Consider the following 14,658-nt stretch of genomic DNA (forward strand, 5'->3'; position numbering starts at 1 on the left):
TCGAGCCCGCATGCCGGACGTCCCTCCAAATGTCTGATGATGAAATGTCATGTCGTCGCCCCGCCCTGCATGGTGGAGCCGCTCGCGCCGGGCGCCGGGGCGGGTTGCCAGCCGGCGGCCTTGTCCTTGATGGTGGCGAATTTTTTGGACATGCCCGAAAGCCTGGCGTCCCATTCCGGGTTCGGCGCCTGCCCTTCGATGGTGCGGAAGTAGACATCCATCATGCAGGCAATGGCGAAGGGCTCGATCAGCGCGGCCTTCACCGACCAGGCAAAGAGCAGCGCGAAGACGAAGCCGCCCGCCGACCAGGCGCCGGGGATGAACCAGACCAGCGCGGCGGCAGGGGCGAGCATGAGCAGGAACACGAGAAACGACAGGCCATAGACGATCAGCGTCAGCCAGGCAGCGTTCTTGAGCATGGGCTTGTAGTTCTGCCCGTAGAGCACAAGGGCCGTGCGCGCCGAGGCCCAGGGATTGCTCGAGCCGGTGCGGATGGCATAGGCCAGGATCACCTCGTCGACAAAGCCGACAGCAATATTGAGGAAGGCGCGCAGAAGGCCGGTGATCTGCTGCAGGCCCGGAATGGGCAGGAAGGCGGCAATGCCCTGGATCAGCCCGGTGACCGCGCGGAGGACGCCCTTGACCAATTGGTCGATGGCAAACAACACGCTCGCTTCGCCAAAGCGCTGCTTGACCACTGATGTCGCGTAGGACACCTGCGACTTGCCCTCGGGCATCTGCCGCCCGTCCAGCAGTTCGACAAGCACGGCGATATGGCCGGCTTTGACGACATAGAGGATATACTCGCGCAGAAAATAGAGCACGCCGGCGGTCAGGCCGAAGCCGATGGCTCCACCCCAGAAAATTGAGCCTGTGCGGAAACCATCGTCACCAAAGGCACCGACGCCCCAGCCAATGCCGGCGCCAGTACCGGTGACGATCACATAGGCGGCCGCCATGCCCAAATAGACCGCAACGCGCAGCAGGATGAAGGGCATGGTCTTGCCCATGAGCCCGAGCGAGCGGGAAATCGAAAAATCCCACATTAGCGGGCCTTCCGGGAGTGAATGATGAGGGGTGCGAACATCTGCTGCGTCTCCAGAGGAATTGGTGCGTCAGTTATCGAGAAGGGGCACGGTCGATGGCGGCAGCGTTCCGGTCCAGTCGCCTGTGCCCAAAAGCAGCGCGTCGGCAAAGGTGGATGCGAAGGCACCTTCTGGCGCCGCCTGCAGCCCGCCAATGCGGATGCGGACCATCTGACTGGCGGTCGAATTGAGGCTCATCCGCGTATTGTCGGTATCGTCGAGCAACAGCCTGTCGATATCGCTGCTGTTCAACCCGAGGTGGAGCGTGATTTCGGCGCGCGCGATCATTCCCAGCTCGGCCAGTTCCCGTCCCACATATGCCTGGAGCATGGACAGGCCCAACGCGGTGCCGGCGAATGGCGAACCGGGCAGTTCAGGCAGACCGGGGGCAGCTGGCAAGTCGTCTATGGCCCAGATCGGTCCGGTCCAGACGCGATGTGTGCCATCGCTAGCATGGGGAATGGACGCCACGAGCCGCAATTCACGCGCCACATAACGCCCCATCTGTTCTCGCCGGCCGGTGTCGAGGACGCGGCTGGTCAGAAGAGGCGCATCAATCGGAAAGCCACGCGTGGGATAAAATTTCAGCGCCGCATCAATTCCGGGCATATGGCCATAGGCCCAGCCGGGCATGTCTGAGACCCCGACAATATCGAGACCATCAGCGCGAAATGAGGCGCCCTCACCATTGGTCAGCACATCATATCGGCGTGTCGGCTGTCCGTTCGTTTCGAACAGCAGGGCGTATTGCCAGGCCGGCACCTCCGTCGCCACGCTGACCGCGGTGAGGTAGCCTGGATCCGGCTCTGCCGACGCGACGGGATGGAAGTTCGCAGCGCGGCTCCAGCGCGCTGCAAGACCAGCCAGCTCCCAGCGTTTGACCCATTCCTGGCGATCGGCCCGCCACATCACGCCATTGGTGATGGTATCCTGGCCAATGACGTCACTGGAAATCACCATGCCCAGGTCTTCGTCAGACAGGGCCTGGTCGCTCAGCAGATCGGCGACCCGCGTGGGCACGGAGAGACCGCGGTCGTCACGCTTCCGGTAGGGTTCGATATCGCCATCTTCGTCGACGGTAATGTCGGTCCAGTTCGTGCCTTCGTCGCCAGGATCGACCAGGGCAAGGCAGGGGACCCCCAGGCAATCATAGCGCTGCGCGTCAACCTGGTTTAGATGGCGCCGCGAAAGTGCCGCGATCTGGTTTGGCAGTCCCTGCGAGCTGAACATGGCGAACCGCCACGCGGTGTCACCGCCAACGCCGATGTCTTCTGCGCTTGGCGTGAACTGGTCGCCATAGCTCTCCCGGTTGCTGGCCGCCAGCGCCGGACCAACATTGAAACGGACCACCTCGACCAGCCGCATGACGTTGGGATATTCGGCATTGCCATCGACATGGGTCACGCTGATGCGATAGCGCGTGTGCGGCAGGGCCGGTTCGAAGGCTTCCAGCGCCATGATCGCCTTGCCGGCGTCGGACATGCCCCAGTCGCGATAATCGGTATAGGGCGAGTCGCCGAAGGGAAACCGCTCGACACTGTTCCATTCGGGCGAGTCGAAATAGGCCGGGTCGACCTCGAAAAAGCCGGGCGCGCCGATGAAGCGCTCGATCTCGGCATCCAAATGTGCGTTGACATCGGCGGGGTAGACCACCGCCATCGCCGGCAGGGTGAGGCAGGATGTGGCCAGAGCCAAAGGCCCGATGAGCCCCTTCCGCATGGTGGTGAGGCGGCTGGCCCATAGGGTGCATGGCGCTGCCCAGATCAGATATGTCACTTCGCGCCTCATTGTCCTGGCGCTGCACACGAGAGTTGCAACACGACCGGCCCCCCGGCTGTCGCTCCGCTGGAATGACCAGCAAAGTGTTGAGGCAATAGACAAATCCTGCGCAAGCTGCGCAATCTATGGAAATCCTTATATGCGCGGGCAAAAGGGGGAGGGATGGCAATCGAGGCAATAGTCGATCGGATCGTGGAGGCGACAACGCGCGATCTTGTCTGGGATGCTGCTCGCGGTATTTTTGCGGAGCATGGATTTGACCGGATCATCTATGCGGACCTGCGGACCCATTCGCAACACATCCTCAGCTCATACCCAGATAGCTTTGGCGAATACTATGCCGACGTTTGCAACCCGCAGGATGACCCATTCTTCCGCTACTGCTGCGCCAGTCTCGACCCGCGGCAGACCGGGGCGGACTATCTGGAGCTCTATAGCTATCTTACCCAGAGCGAACGTCAGGTGATCCTGACCGCGCGAGAGGCCGGAATGCGCTCGGGGTTTTCCTGCACCTTTCACAAGGCAGACGAGAGAGGCATGGGCGGTTGGAATATCGGATCGACCTTGAAACGATCCGAGGTGGAAAAGATCCAGGCCGAACACGGAACCATGCTCCGGCTGGCTGCCCTTTATGCCCATGAGCGTATGGACGGACTTCCGCGATCACCGCTCGATGACGAGAGGCCCGTGCTGTCCCGCAGAGAGAGGGATTGTCTCATTCACCTGGCCGCCGGCCTCAGAACCCAGCAGATCGCCGACCGCTTGGATATCAAGCCCGTGACCGTGGAACTGCACGTACGGCGGGCCAGAGGTAAGTTAAAGGCGGCGACACGCGAGCAGGCATTGGCAAAAGCCATGTCCATGAAACTGCTGGGTCTTTGATGCCTTCAAGCGCGGTCGTTCCGCGACAGGCCCCAGACAAACCTTCGGCGCGACCGCACACGAAATGTCTGCTTTCAATCGTGCCGTGACCAAAAGCGGTCGGGCGGCTGTCGGCCCCTAAACGGTCGTACCTATCTCCGCCGCATGAGACAGTTCTGGCGCCAAACTGTACTGTCACCAGACGTTAACCACGCGATCGAGCAAGCCGGCCTGAGTCCTTGTTTTCCGTCAAAGGATCTCGCATCTTGGTTGCGTCAGGCCGATTCCGGCTTGATTGGCCGGCAGGCCGCCTCTGCAAGGGCGGCCGACGAAGAGTCTGCAAACCCTCCGTCAGCCTGAGCCACATAACCCCTGTACGAGCAGAGGCATACATGACCTATTATTCTTCTAGCGGCGCTGCGGCGTCGAACAAACCCCATTTTTCTTCCGCCATCTCTAGCCCGATCGCGATCGCATCGGGACTGGTGCAGCACGACCTGGTCCGCCCGACTGATCAGGTCCTGATCCTGGCCACAATTGACGACACCGGCGCGGCCAGCGTCGGCGACGTCATGGTCGCGCTGGAGGGCCATGATGATCCGGCAGGTGCGATCCAGGTCCTGATCACCGCGGGTATCATCAAGGCCGATATCCGCTCGGGCGTGCTGGACCAGCACACTCTGCTTACCCGCGTGGCGCCGGCCGACCCCGACGATGACCCGACGCCTTCAGCGCCGGGTGGCGTTCTGCCGACTGCTGGCGGCCTGCCCGACAATGCCGTGTCCCTCTGTGTCACCAGCATGCAGCCGAGCGTCATCGTCAGCCCGGGCCGTGCGCGCCGCGCAATGGGCCGCGCCGAGGCCTTGCACCGTCCCGGTGTCTATATCCTGCTCTCCGGCGCGCAGGCCTATGTCGGCATGGGCTCCGAGGTGGGCCGCCGTGTTGCCACGGGCTCGCAGCCGATCGCCGATGTCGATGCTGTCATCACCATCACCGATGCCCATGACGGGTTGAGCGAGACCGATGCACTGGTGCTCGAGCGTATCATCCATTGCCGCGTTTCGGCGGCGCGGGAAGTCGCACTGGTGAATGGCACGCCGGATGGGGCCCAGATTTCGCCGGAGCGCTATGAAGAGCTCAATCTTTTGGCAGCCACGGCCTGTCACGCCCTCGCCCGTGAAGGCCATCTTTTCGTCAATCTCAGCCCCCCGCATCGTGCTGGCCGGGCCCTGCGCGGAAGAAGGCCGGCTGGCCCCGGTGCGGGCGTTCGACGAGGTTCCTGAAGGCGAGGTGATGGAGCTCGCTTTCGGCAAGGGCCACATGGCCCTCGCCTGTCGCCGCGCCGATGATAAATGGGTATTGTTGCGCGGCTCCGATATCCGGCTCGATTGCGTCGCCAGCGCCAATGCCTCGGTGAGTTATCTGCGGTCCGCCTGGCGCAATGCGGGGATTCTGGAACTGGCCCATGACGGGTTCAGCTATGTACTGACGCGCGACATGGTGTTTTCGTCGGCCTCTGCCGCCATGCATTTCGTGGTCGGTAGCAAGGGGCAGGGGCGTGGCGGCTGGCAGCCGATCGACACCGACCTCGCCGCACCGGCACGCTAGGGCGGTCTCCCTCCTTCGTCTCATCGCCTGTTTTCATTCTCACGCGTGGCGCGGCCCTGGCCGCCGCCTGGAGAAACCACATGTCCATTTCTTCTCTGCGCACCCCGTCAGTCGATCCCGATACTGACGACGAAGCTCATATCGAGGACAACACGCCTCCGCCGCTGGCCGAGCAGACCAGCGACGCCCTGGCCCAGTGCATGCTTGAGGATGCACTCACGCCGCGCCTCAAGCGCCTGCTCAAGTCCCGGCCCCGCCTCATCGTGATCAGGACCGCCGAGGAGATCGCGGCCGGGCTGCTCGAACGCCATCTTTCTGGCCAGGACCGGACGATCATGGTCGCGGCCTACACCGAGCGGCAGAAAACCGGCGGCCGATACGAGGCGCAGGGACGTACCGAACTCGACCTGCTCGAGAAAGGCCGAAGCGTCATTCTGATTTCGCATGATCCCGAGCAGATGCTGGTGCCGGAGGCGCTCGCGGGCGCCGATGGGATCATCACGGTGCAGAGCCCGAACCTGGCGGTGATCCGCAAGACCATTCGCATGCTGACCGGACGCACCGTTCGCAATCTCCTGCCTGCCGATGTGGAGGGCCTCTCCATCCGCGACCTGACCGTCGCCATCCGGCCCGGCCTGTCGTCGCGGGATTGCGTCATCAACTTGCGCCGCATTTCACATGCCCGCAGCATGCCGGAAGAAGGCATGGCGGCAATCCCCCTTGAACAGCTGGCAATGACCGAAGCTGTCTCGGTCTGGGCCTTCGAAACGCTGGCGCTCATGCGCCATGCAGCCGATGGCAAGGTTGATGCGTCGGCCCTGCGCTTCAGCTGCCTTGAAGGGCCGCCCGGGACCGGCAAGACCACCGTCGCCGGCGCGCTGGCCTGCTCGGCCGGCTGGCGCTTCGTTTCGACGTCCGTGGGAACCTGGTTCGCCGAGTCCGGCGGGCATTTGGGAGACGTCATCCGCGCGGCCCGAAAGTTCTTCGACGACATCGCCCTGTCGGAGGAACCGGTGGTCGGTTTGCTCGACGAGATCGATGCCATCCCCAACCGGGCGAATATGGATGCTGATGATGCGTCCTGGTGGGCACCTGTCGTGACCTTCCTGCTGACGGAGGTCGACCGGCTGCGGAAACTCGACAAGCCGATCATGTTGATCGGTGCCACCAACCATTACAGCAAATTGGATAGCGCGCTCATCCGCCCCGGGCGATTGGAGCGCAAAGTGTCTGTCCTGCTCCCGGCCCTTGATGATCGCCGGCGCATGTTCGCGGCCTGCCTGGGCGAGCGGATCGACACCGGTGGCATCGCAGCATTGGCCCGGCTGGCCGTCGAGGCCACACCGGCGCAGATTGAGAGCTGGTGCCAATCGGCCATTGCCAAGGCCAGTGTCGAGGACCGGCCGCTGGCGCTGCGTGACCTCATGGCGCTGGTCGCGCCGCCCGATAATCGGTCGCCGGAGACCGATCGCGGCATCGCCATTCATGAGGCCGGTCATGCCGTGGTAGCCCATGCGCTAAACCTGCCGATTGTGGAAGTTTCTATCCTTCGCCTCGGCGACATGGGCGGTTGGGTCAAGCCGAAACTCACGGATGGGTTGCTGACCCGGGGCGACGTCGAAAACCTGGTGACCATGGTGCTGGCCGGCAGGGCTGCCGACACCGTGCTGGGCAATGGTGCCGACAGCGGTGCGGAGGCCGACCTCGAGATCGCCAATACCGCGCTGCGTAGCGCCATGCTCGATCTCGGGCTTTATGGACCCCTGACCAATGCGACGACGAGTGATCCACGTCAGTGGAACAATGGTGTCTCGCTATGGACGGCGATCGCCGCTGAACTCGATCGGCTCCTCGACCGTGCCGTCAAAATCGTCAGTCGACGCCAGGACGACGTCTTCCGGTTGGTCGAGGTCCTGCTGGTCGAGCGCGTCATTACCGGCGACAGGCTGGCAGAAATCCTCGATGCCAGCCACGCCGAAAGTCCTGGCCAGGCGGACGATGACATCGAAGATCGCGCTCTCACGCCAGGGAGGATCTGATGCCGAAAATCGATCAGGTTCGCATTGCGGCTCACGCCTGGGACTATGCGATCACCCTATGCATCCGCACCCTGCCGCAGGGGCCCGAGCGCGAGGCGCTCGTTGCCTGTGACGAGCGCCCCACCATTGCCAATATTCGCGCGGCGTTGGCCATCGGCCTGGGCCGTTCCTGGCTGACGCTGATCGAAGCCGCGCTTGTCGAGATCGCGCTCGCCGCCATTGAAGACGTTCTCTACGAGGCCGATCATGACCATCGCGACTGAAACCCGGACCTTGATTGAAGCCACGCTCGATGGCGATTCTGAACTGGCGAAGCTGACCGTCGCCGGTTCTTCACCCGAAATGCTGGCCGTACACATCGCGCCGGGCAGGCCGAACAGGGCGATTGGTGGCACCACCTATCACCGCAGGCCGCCGTTCCGCCGCGAAACAATTATCGAACTGGTGGTCCGCATGCAGCGCCTGCGCTGGCAGCGGGCGGCGCCGCTCACGCCGCTGGCCATGCCGCCGGTCGAGGCGGACCTGCAGGCCCTGCACCAGAAGCACAAGCGAGCGACGGTCGGCTTCGAGTGTCTGCCAGGGTGGACCGATCTGCTGGACGCCGCCTTTACCTGGCTCGACGAGATCGCCTCGGACCGGCAGTGGGCGCCGGACCAGATCAAGGAAAAATACGGCACTTTGCGATTCTACTGGCATGGCGACCTGCCTGACCTCGGTGACGCGATCATCTCCGCGGCCGAGCACCTGTCGGGACATGTCTGCGAAGCCTGCGGCGCGCCTGGTTCGGAACAGAGCGCGAATGGCTGGCGGAGCACCACTTGCCCCGACCACAGGCGTCGGAGGCTGTCATGAGCATCCTGCCCAAGGAAACCGTCGCTGCCCTCCTCCGTGAAGCGGAGCGCATCAAGGCCGGGTTCGTGCCTGGCGAAGCCGAACTGGCCAATGCGCCGCTCCTGAGCGGATGGGCCGTCCAACCTCTCGCCGCCGGGCTGGTGCGTCTAGTCGGCTTCGTCAGCGGCCATCCCCTCTTACCGGATGGCTGCATCACCACCTCGGCAATCCTCGCGGCTGATGAACAGGCGGGATGGGCCAGAACCGTCAGCCGCTACTATCGGCTCGGTCCCAGGCTCGGGGAGTGAGACAATGAGGCAGGCCAATGACCTGGGCTGATGCGGCCACCTGGCCAAGGCCCGAGGACGCCTGGCCGAGCGCTATCCCGGTGAGACGGTCGAGATCATCGAGACCTTCATCGACGAAACCGGGATACCCTTCGGGCGGTCCTGGCGCGCTATCGAACCCTTGGTGGGCTGTTCGGGCCGGCACTGTTCGAGGCTCGGCAGAAACACGATCACCGCCGCCTCGCTCGTACCCGTCGTCCCGGCGAAAGCGACAAGGAATACAGCAAGCGAATGATGGTATGGAACCTGGACCCGCGGTAACACGGTAAAAGAGGTAACAACTGCCGTGGCCGTGGCGTGGGCGGGTTACCAGGTTACCGCTGTTACCTCGGGTCCAGGGTGATGATGTAGAACTTCCGCAGCGCTGCGCCGGGCAGACGCGCCGGCGCATGCCGCAACATCCCCATGCGGATCAGCTCGTCTTTCATGCGGAGGGCCGGGATTTCGCCACACAGGGCGCGCCATCCCTCCGGCAGCAGATAGGCGGCCTGCGGCCCGGAGCGGATATAGCCCAGCACGGGGCCTGGCGCCTCTCCGGCTTCCCAGGGCGCCAGCATGCCGGCATTCTGCTCCATCCAGGCCCGCGCCGCTTCGGCAGGAGAGGCCGGCCGGTGCTGGACGCGCGCCTTGTGCCAGTCCCATGCGCAGGCGGCCACGCCCGCCATGCCGCTGCCTTCCGGCCAAGGCAGCACCCCAAACCTGCTGGCCAGCTCGCAGGCGGCGGCAAGCAATCCCAGATTGGAAAAGACCCGGCGGGTGATGCCATCCGCGTCATCGGGGAGATGGTCCGCGATGAAGCGTTCACGATAGGTGGCCAGCAAAGCCCGGGATCGATCGGCGTCCTCGGCGAGAGCCGCAACAAAGGCTTGCTCGACTTCGCCCTGCGAGGCCTCCGCGGCGCGGTTGAGATGGTCAGACAGGTCCGCACCGCTGGCATGGCCATGTATTGTGTCGAACAATCCATGCCCCTTGCCGGCATCGGCGTTGAGATCGATCAGCCGTACAGCCTGTCCCTCCCGCATGACCGGCGCGCTCGCGCGCTCGGCGATCTTTTCTTCGAGGCCGATCTCCCCTGAGGATAAAAAGGTCAGCTGCCAGGTCTGTGTGGGCAGGCCCCGGCCGGTGCTCCCCGATCGTTCGCGCCCAGCACCGTTCCCCAGCAGATATCCCGCCTGCACGGCAGCTTCCGGCGCGATCTGCGCGAGCTCATCGAGGATGAGGATACGATTATGGTGGCGCGCGGCAACCGCTTCGAGGCCCGCTTCGGTGGAGCTCCAGGAGCGGATTTCCTTACGCGGAGGGCCATAGATAGACCCAGCCACTCGAAGGCCCGTCGACTTGCCGATGCTCGAAGGACCGCGCAGATGAACGCCAAAACTGGCCTGGCCCTGTAGCAGGCCAATGGCCAGGCCACCCAGGGCCGTGCCAAGGGCAATCGTCAGTCTGCTATTGCCTTCGGCGAAAGCGGCAATGTCCTGTCCCCAGGTCTCCAGCGCTTGCGGCGGCATACGCATCGCAGGCCTGAAAACTCCTTCCTGGACAGGCAGAGCACCTTTATCGGGTCCCATGGTGCCACGCGATCCCACATAGTGGCCGCCATGCCAGCCGCCGCGATCCACGATGATGAACCTGCGCTCAACCTGCGTTCGGGCGAGTTCGGCCATCAGCGCCGATGCCAAGTCCGGGCGAGCCAGCTCGAGGCCGGCGTCGACGAGGCGCGCCACCACCTTGCGCGGAGACAGGAGCATATGCTCCTCGGCTACGGTCAGATGCCGCTCGCGTCCATCACGGTCCCGGAACCACAATAGCCGGCGCCAGCCGACCTGCCGCTCATCATGGGCAAGCGCGACGGCAACGACCGGACCGCTGACCCGGATCGGTCCGAGCTCTTCAGGCGACGTCAGCCAGGCACCGGAATGGCGCACGACAAGGCTTCTCGGCATTGCGACGTCGTGAAAAACGACCATTGGGTCATCAATCCAGGAGCAGACGGCATCTGGGCCATGAATGGCATGGAGCTCCGCCCAGCCGAAATAAGGGGGTGGGACGATAATCTCTTCCACCCTGTGGCCGGCGCTTCCCATCGGACCGGACGCGGCAGCGGATTGCTCGGCAATCAGCACCTTCATCCTAGGATGCGTCGCCAGCACCCGGCGACGAAGGTCCTGTGCGTCCGCTTCGGGCGGAACATGCAGAACGCAGATCCCCGATGCCACATGAATAGCCATGGCATCCGCGAGCCTGCCTCGAACGATAATGGCCTCGGTCGGGCCGTGCAGGCTGCCGAAGATAACCGGCGCGCACGCTTCCCTTTTAGGCCAGGCATCACTGGCACCGGAAGGGTCGACAAGGCGCAGGCCGACGATGGTTTCGGAAAGATCGGAAATCGGCGCGACAAGATAATGTCCGATCTGCCGGAGCAGTAGCCGCGGCAGTCGATACCGCGCAAGATAGGCATGTGACGGGTCCGCGCCGGGGCAGCGCGCCCATGCCAAGGCGGCATCCGACGCGATGTTAGCGTCCGGCGGCTCGAGGGTCAGCTCTTGGATGTCGTGGGCAATCATACCGCCAGGGTGAGGCTATCCCTGGCAAGGCACAAACACCGCTATTGCAATTATGGTCGGTTAGCCCAAAGCAACAAACGCCTCAGGTGGAGGACCTCGATGGTCCGAAATGGGGCCGTCTCCTGCCTGTCTGGATTTAGGCGCCGAATTACAGAAACCTGACGCTGGGTCGAATGGGTGAATCTGTCAGAATCCGACCCCATATCAGCCGTACTGGCCGCCGTTGCGAGAGCCGTGTAAGCGGACATTTGCCCGGCGCCTAGTATCCAACATCCAACTTCGCCGAGTATGCAGCCAAAGCCCTGGAGGGACGGGTGACGGTGTCGGAGCGGAAGTCGTAGCGGATAACGTTCATGGCGGGCTCACAGCAAGGCGGAGCCTGGTTTTGCCAAGCCCCGCCCCGCTTTGCCTAGCCCTAGCCGTCAGCCAGCGAGGCTGGTGAAGAAGTCCCTGATATCGCTGGCCAGGAGCTCGGGCTCTTCCATAGCTGGGAAATGACCGCCCTCGGCATGCTCTCGCCAAAACGACAATCTGGCTTCGGGGTCAAAGAGTGGCCGGGCCAGATCGTCGGCGTTGAAGGCCGAAGCGCCCTGCGGCGTGTCGGTCGGCGGCGCCCAGCCCATGGCCTTCATGCTCTCATAGACCGCATTGGCCGAGGCCGCGCCGCCACCGCCGAACCAATAGAGCGTGACATTGGTCAGCAGTTGATCGAGATCGACCGCATCTTCCGGCAACGCCTTGCCCGGATTGGTCCAGGCATCGAATTTCTCGACGATCCAGGCTAGCTGGCCGATCGGAGAGTCGTGCAGCGCATAACCCAGCGTCTTGGGGCGGGTCGATTGGATGCCGATATAGCCCATGCTGTCGGGCAATGCGCCAAACTTGGCCCCGACACGGGCCTTCTGGTCGTCGTTGAGGACGGTGTTGGCGGAAAGATCGGCGCCCATGAAGGAGGCCACCGCAACGATGGTGTCGGTATCGGTCGCCATATGCACCCCAATCGCCTTGCCGGCGCTGACCTGGTCCAGTTGCCCGGCCACGTCCGCACCCATGTCGCTGCCATGGATGGCATAGCGCTCGTAGCCCAGGTCGCTCATCAGCCCGGCAATCGCCTGGGCGGTCTTGACCGAGGTCCAGCCGGCCTGGCTGGGGGCCGGCGACAGACCGAAGCCGGGCTGGCTGGGGATGACCAGGTGGAATGCCTGCCCCTCGGCGGGATTGGTCAGCGGCTCGATGACCTTGAGATATTCCACCGCCGAACTGGGCCAACCATGGATCAGCACCAACGGAATTGCGTCCGGCCGGGCGGAGCGTACGTGGAAGGCATGCAGCACCTGGCCCTCATGCTCGAAATTGACCTGCTCATACTGGTTGAGCTGGGCTTCGATGGCGCGCCAGTCGAAGCTGTTGGCCCAGTAATCGACGACGCGGCGCATATAGTCCTCCGGCACGCCGCGGGTCCACTGGCCAGGATCGACCTCGACCGGCCAGCGGGCCGAGCGCAGCCGCGCCTTGAGGTCAGCCAGTTCCTGTTCGGGAATGGCGATGCCCGTCGGCTGGGGTTTGGTGAGGCTCGATTGCGCCATGGCGGAACCCGAGCCAAGGCCGGCCGTGGCGAGGACGGCAATGGCAGAACTGGTAAAGGTGCGGCGATTGATATTGGTCATTGGCTCCTCTCCTAGCGGCACCAGCGCCGCCTTTCAAAAGACCATGCGTCACCATCATGTCAGCCCATGTCAGCAGTCTGCGGCCGCTACGCCGGGCGCCCTTATTCGGGCTCCGGGCCACCAGCATGCCCTCGATGGGGGTGCCGCGGTCCTGCCGCGGCGTGGCCAATTCGAAGCGCAGCACCTTGCATGAGAGCTTCCGTGCCCTGAGGGCGATAAGAGACCATGCCATCATGTCTGCAGCATCTTAACCACGATCTGGAGGCTGACGCGATCGCCTCAATCCGCAGAAGGTCAGATTTGGAGGATTGAGAGCAGAGTTGGACGCTCAACTTCGATCGGGCATCCAAGAAATCTCGCGACGAAGGCTGTAGATGGTCAGCGAGGCTTTCGGAGTGCGTGGCATGGGTGAGTCCCTGCGGCACCATCCGGAGCATTTCGACTGGAAGCCGACAGTCCGCTTCCCACCCCTACGCCGCCGCTATCTCGGTGCTCAGAACCGTCGGTCTCCCATCGATTCAGTTGCCGCCGTTCAGGAGGACTTTAACGACTGCCGAAACCTGCCGTGAGCAGCCTGCCGAAGAAGGGAGCAAGGGTGCGCTCGCCATGCTGGATGACGGGCTGATGGAGCGGTTTCCATTTGATGAAATCTACGGTCTTCACAATATGCCCGGCCTGCCGGTCGGAGATTTCGAAACCCGCCCCGGGCCTAGTCAATTCCTCAAGCCGATTTGTCCACCCTCAGGGGCGCACTCCATATCGGCGTCCAATATTGACCCCCTGATAGCGATGCTGAGCTGATCCGGCGCGGCGAGGCTGGTCAGGGTTGCGGCGCCGGGCCGCCATGGGCTTCGCCGTCCGCGGCCGCCAAAACTCCGCTGGGGCTTTCCAGCATTTGCTGCCGGGTGAGAATGACCTCACCGGTCTCGACCAGATGAGCCATATGGGCGAAAAGAATCCGCCCCGAGGCAGAATATTTAAATTCGGAGACGCGGCCCTCACTGGGTGGCGCGATGTTTTGAGCGATCCCGGTGGCCCAAGAGAGCTTGCCGGCCCTTGTCGAACTGGGCGGCCTCGGTTTTGCGCGGGCGGTCGCCACGCGGCAGGTCTAGACATAGACCGCGTTACAACTGATCGCGAAGCCTTCGCCGATGGGGGAGAGCCGCAATTGATCCGGCAGGCCTTAATAGCCCAAACCCAATCGGTTCAATTCCTTCCCGGTCTCGGGATCGAGGCGAACCACCACCATTGCCGCGTTCAGCCGGTTCTGTCGGCCATCCCGGTAGTGGACGCCGGCGACCCAGAGGTGGTCGTCGCCATCGACCACCATTGTGTCGCCGGTCACCACGATATTGCGCAAGTGGAGGGCAACCTCGCAGCCATCGTTGCCGATCCTGCCGCAGGGACTCGCGATCACCCAGAGCGTGCAAGCGGCGAGCCCGGCCACCAGCACGACCGCGACCAGGATCTTCCCGGTAGTGGGCCTAAAGATCATGGCAATCGCCCCAGACACGCCGCACCACCAGCGTCCTGCCCTCGAAATGGCCTTCCGCCATCACGCATCCACCCGTTTCGAACGCCCGTTCGATGCGCGCCCGATCTCGTTCATCGGCGCGCAACGGCGGCGGCTGGGATTGATTGCGGCGCGAGAGCGGCAGCTCGAACCGGCCGTCCTGGTAGATCCGAAAGACCCCATAGCGCGGGCACGGCTCCTGATAGCACATTATCCCGGTGGCCCCGAGACCCCAAAGGTTTTCGCCAGGCTCGGGCAGCGGTAGCAGTTCGGCCCGGGCGGCACCCGCAAGGCCGAGAAGCAAGGTCAGGGAGAAGACGATTTTGCCGAACATGGGGGCCTCACATCGAAAGGATTTGATCAT

General features: G+C 63.6%; 13 protein-coding genes and 1 pseudogene. 8 read left to right on the forward strand and 6 right to left on the reverse strand.

Annotation, left to right across the window (positions count from 1 at the left end):
• Positions 1–47 precede the first annotated feature (47 nt).
• Entirely contained in the window at positions 48–1,046 is a 999-nt protein-coding gene (locus tag NVV79_RS01520) for a hypothetical protein (RefSeq protein ID WP_303985554.1), read from the reverse strand.
• Positions 1,047–1,115: 69 nt separating this feature from the next.
• On the reverse strand, positions 1,116–2,861 hold the full coding sequence (locus NVV79_RS01525) for a hypothetical protein (protein WP_303985556.1): 1,746 nt from the start codon (positions 2,859–2,861) through the stop codon (positions 1,116–1,118).
• Between the two features lie 165 nt (positions 2,862–3,026).
• Between NVV79_RS01525 and NVV79_RS01530 the strand changes: the two genes are divergently transcribed.
• The 7 genes from NVV79_RS01530 (at position 3,027) to NVV79_RS01560 (ending at position 8,511) form a co-directional block, all read left to right on the forward strand.
• Entirely contained in the window at positions 3,027–3,746 is a 720-nt protein-coding gene (locus tag NVV79_RS01530; protein ID WP_303985558.1) for a LuxR family transcriptional regulator, read from the forward strand.
• Positions 3,747–4,117: 371 nt separating this feature from the next.
• Positions 4,118–5,008 (forward strand): hypothetical protein, encoded by an 891-nt coding sequence (locus NVV79_RS01535; RefSeq protein ID WP_303985560.1) that lies wholly within the window; start codon positions 4,118–4,120, stop codon positions 5,006–5,008.
• A 10-nt stretch (positions 5,009–5,018) separates the two neighbouring features.
• On the forward strand, positions 5,019–5,333 hold the full coding sequence (locus NVV79_RS01540; protein ID WP_303985561.1) for a DUF4357 domain-containing protein: 315 nt from the start codon (positions 5,019–5,021) through the stop codon (positions 5,331–5,333).
• Between the two features lie 200 nt (positions 5,334–5,533).
• Positions 5,534–7,372, forward strand: coding sequence for an AAA family ATPase (locus NVV79_RS01545; RefSeq protein ID WP_303985563.1), 1,839 nt, complete (start codon positions 5,534–5,536; stop codon positions 7,370–7,372).
• Positions 7,372–7,635: a hypothetical protein gene (locus NVV79_RS01550; protein WP_303985565.1), complete on the forward strand. Its 264-nt coding sequence runs from the start codon at positions 7,372–7,374 to the stop codon at positions 7,633–7,635. The genes NVV79_RS01545 and NVV79_RS01550 overlap by 1 nt, the downstream gene beginning before the upstream one ends.
• A complete protein-coding gene (locus tag NVV79_RS01555; protein ID WP_303985567.1) occupies positions 7,619–8,224 on the forward strand; it encodes a hypothetical protein in 606 nt (201 codons plus the stop codon). Before NVV79_RS01550 ends, NVV79_RS01555 begins: the two co-directional genes overlap by 17 nt.
• Positions 8,221–8,511 carry a DUF6634 family protein gene (locus NVV79_RS01560; protein WP_303985568.1) on the forward strand — a complete coding sequence of 97 codons (291 nt, stop codon included), beginning with the start codon at positions 8,221–8,223 and terminating at the stop codon, positions 8,509–8,511. Before NVV79_RS01555 ends, NVV79_RS01560 begins: the two co-directional genes overlap by 4 nt.
• Before the next feature lie 362 nt (positions 8,512–8,873).
• Here the strand turns inward: NVV79_RS01560 and NVV79_RS01565 are convergent, their stop codons facing one another.
• Positions 8,874–11,114, reverse strand: a complete 2,241-nt coding sequence (locus NVV79_RS01565; protein ID WP_303985569.1) for a DUF927 domain-containing protein — start codon at positions 11,112–11,114, stop codon at positions 8,874–8,876.
• Positions 11,115–11,536: 422 nt separating this feature from the next.
• A complete protein-coding gene (locus NVV79_RS01570; RefSeq protein ID WP_303985571.1) occupies positions 11,537–12,781 on the reverse strand; it encodes an epoxide hydrolase family protein in 1,245 nt (414 codons plus the stop codon).
• Between the two features lie 570 nt (positions 12,782–13,351).
• On the opposite strand from NVV79_RS01570, the pseudogene NVV79_RS01575 reads away from it, so the two are divergent.
• Positions 13,352–13,492, forward strand: a pseudogene (locus NVV79_RS01575) (M20/M25/M40 family metallo-hydrolase); the annotation flags it as partial.
• Positions 13,493–13,964: 472 nt separating this feature from the next.
• Here the strand turns inward: NVV79_RS01575 and NVV79_RS01580 are convergent.
• Both NVV79_RS01580 and NVV79_RS01585 read right to left on the reverse strand, forming a co-directional pair.
• On the reverse strand, positions 13,965–14,276 hold the full coding sequence (locus tag NVV79_RS01580; RefSeq protein ID WP_303985573.1) for a hypothetical protein: 312 nt from the start codon (positions 14,274–14,276) through the stop codon (positions 13,965–13,967).
• Complete coding sequence (locus NVV79_RS01585; RefSeq protein ID WP_303985575.1) at positions 14,266–14,628, reverse strand: hypothetical protein; 363 nt, start codon at positions 14,626–14,628, stop codon at positions 14,266–14,268. Before NVV79_RS01585 ends, NVV79_RS01580 begins: the two co-directional genes overlap by 11 nt.
• Positions 14,629–14,658 lie beyond the last annotated feature (30 nt).

This window comes from Devosia ginsengisoli (assembly GCF_024707105.1).
Classification (GTDB): Bacteria; Pseudomonadota; Alphaproteobacteria; order Rhizobiales; family Devosiaceae; genus Devosia; species Devosia ginsengisoli_A.

What these genes read in the sequence shown, in the direction of transcription:
- NVV79_RS01535 (WP_303985560.1), top strand. Translation starts at nt 4,118, where the DNA reads ATGACCTATTATTCTTCTAGCGGCGCTGCGGCGTCGAACAAACCCCAT.
- NVV79_RS01555 (WP_303985567.1), top strand. Translation starts at nt 7,619, where the DNA reads ATGACCATCGCGACTGAAACCCGGACCTTGATTGAAGCCACGCTCGAT.
- NVV79_RS01560 (WP_303985568.1), top strand. Translation starts at nt 8,221, where the DNA reads ATGAGCATCCTGCCCAAGGAAACCGTCGCTGCCCTCCTCCGTGAAGCG.
- NVV79_RS01565 (WP_303985569.1), bottom strand. Translation starts at nt 11,114, where the DNA reads ATGATTGCCCACGACATCCAAGAGCTGACCCTCGAGCCGCCGGACGCT.
- NVV79_RS01580 (WP_303985573.1), bottom strand. Translation starts at nt 14,276, where the DNA reads ATGATCTTTAGGCCCACTACCGGGAAGATCCTGGTCGCGGTCGTGCTG.
- NVV79_RS01545 (WP_303985563.1), top strand. Translation starts at nt 5,534, where the DNA reads ATGCTTGAGGATGCACTCACGCCGCGCCTCAAGCGCCTGCTCAAGTCC.
- NVV79_RS01530 (WP_303985558.1), top strand. Translation starts at nt 3,027, where the DNA reads ATGGCAATCGAGGCAATAGTCGATCGGATCGTGGAGGCGACAACGCGC.
- NVV79_RS01520 (WP_303985554.1), bottom strand. Translation starts at nt 1,046, where the DNA reads ATGTGGGATTTTTCGATTTCCCGCTCGCTCGGGCTCATGGGCAAGACC.
- NVV79_RS01540 (WP_303985561.1), top strand. Translation starts at nt 5,019, where the DNA reads ATGGAGCTCGCTTTCGGCAAGGGCCACATGGCCCTCGCCTGTCGCCGC.
- NVV79_RS01585 (WP_303985575.1), bottom strand. Translation starts at nt 14,628, where the DNA reads ATGTTCGGCAAAATCGTCTTCTCCCTGACCTTGCTTCTCGGCCTTGCG.
- NVV79_RS01570 (WP_303985571.1), bottom strand. Translation starts at nt 12,781, where the DNA reads ATGACCAATATCAATCGCCGCACCTTTACCAGTTCTGCCATTGCCGTC.
- NVV79_RS01550 (WP_303985565.1), top strand. Translation starts at nt 7,372, where the DNA reads ATGCCGAAAATCGATCAGGTTCGCATTGCGGCTCACGCCTGGGACTAT.